Below are 1,917 nucleotides of genomic sequence, written 5' to 3' on the forward strand. Positions count from 1 at the left end.
TGAACTCAAAATATTTAAATAGATAAGAAAATAAAATATTATTTCCGTTTCCCCAAAATTCTTTTTGAGCTATATTAGAAAGCTCTTGGAGTGTATTTAGAAAATTTGGAAAATAGGCAAATTGAAACAACAAAGGTTTCTCTTCAACTTTGTTTTGAATTTGATCACGATTTGAAGTCTTGTTTCTTGTGGTAGCTTTTTTAACATAAACTAAAGAAGGTTCGTTTTCATCTTTTTCAAGATCAAAGCCTGCTTCTATTAATGCCTTACTACAATTGATTTTTAAATCATATTTTCTTTTCAAATATTGACTGATATGTCCTGTAGTAACATGGTCAAATTTAGTTTTACTATCTTCATAGGATTCTAAAATTAATTTTTCTATGTTTTTTTCCACGCTAAAAACCTAATTGTCCTTTCTTATAATCTTCTAAACCTTTCAATAGTCCAAAAAGTATGTCAGAATCAACCGCTCCTTCAATAGGAGTGTCTATTACTTTTCCTGTTGGAGTTAAAATATAAGTTGTTGCGAGTTAATTACAAATCAACTAAATAAAATACATATATTACAAGTTGTTTTCAAGCAATATGTAATTTTATTTCAATATGTGATACACATTAATACAACTTTACTTCAAGTATAGTTTATGTTTATGTAATTTTTATTTCAACTTAACTACACTTTTACTACAACATAACTACAACTTGAGTGCAAAAAAACGCTACTTGATAAACTGCATTTTATTTTCAACTTAACTACAACTTAACTACAACATAATTACAACTTGAATTCAACTTTATTACAATTATTTTCAACTTAACTACAATTTGAGTTCAACTTTATTACACTTTCACTACACTTTAACTACAAAAATGTGAAAATTTGCATGTTTTTTGAAGTAAAAGTGTAGTTAATATGTAGTTAATGTTATTTTTACTACAACTTGAGTGCAACTTTATTACAACTTAACTACAAAAAAGAGTTTATTTAAAATACTATTTTATAGGGTTTTTAATATTAATTTAATTTTTATTGTTGAAAAAAATATACTAAAAAGTGTAATAAAAAAATAAAATATCAATATTTAGGGCTTATCTATGCTAAAACCCTTATTTTTAGGTTCTTTTGCTTTTTTTGAAAAAAATGTAAAAAGTTGAGCCAATGGGCATAATGCAATAATATAGCCTAAATATAGGCGTTTAAATCTTATTGTTGTAGGCAAATTATGCTAATGTTTTACCGACATTTTGTGATTTGTAAAAAGCTTTTAAAATATCTATTTTGTAGGTTTTTAAGCATTATTGATAATCGAGTTATTGTGTAAGATTTTTGGCAAAAATAGACTTTAGAGCTAAAAACTACAAAATTTTCTTCATGGCGTGTGTTTTTGATTGTGCTTGATTTATAGCGATAATATGAGATCAAGGGCTTATTTTAGAAGTTCTTGCGAATTTTCAAAAATGCTTTGCAGTTTTGAAATGGGCTGTGGTTTTTGTTTTGTGTTGCGATTTTTGTAGGTTTTTTTGTGTTTTTTTGATTGCAAGTGGGTATCTTGAATGGATATAGGGTTTAAAATGACAGAATTAGCCTTTAAAAGGCTAAAATGATTTTTTTAATGGTTTTTATCGTTTTAGGGTTATTTTTTTGATTTTTGGGCGTTTTTTGAAAGAATATCGATTAGTGTTTCAAAATCTTGGATTTCTGATTTGGTGATTTTGAATTTGTCTTTGAGAGTTAAAAACTGATAGGCTGAAACTATATCAAGCTTTGGGTATTTGGCTTGTAAATCGATAATGCTCTCATGGTTTTTAACTCTTTTTAGTTTGGCAATAAAAGTGTTTTTTGTTTTTTTGATATAAGCCATAACAGCAGGTGTCATTTTGCTTTTGTTTTCATCTGTTTTGCCATAGATTGAG

At 26.7% G+C, this 1,917-nt stretch carries 1 protein-coding gene and 1 pseudogene; both read right to left on the bottom strand.

Annotated features, from left to right (window positions below; genetic code table 11):
• Positions 1-397, bottom strand: a pseudogene (locus ELQ12_RS09525) (hypothetical protein); the annotation flags it as partial.
• A gap of 1,240 nt (positions 398-1,637) precedes the next feature.
• The coding region (locus ELQ12_RS09530) for a hypothetical protein (protein ID WP_208379403.1) at positions 1,638-1,917 on the bottom strand (280 nt) is incomplete at its 5' end.

Source organism: Campylobacter sp. US25a (assembly GCF_004379075.1).
Classification (GTDB): domain Bacteria; phylum Campylobacterota; class Campylobacteria; order Campylobacterales; family Campylobacteraceae; genus Campylobacter_D; species Campylobacter_D jejuni.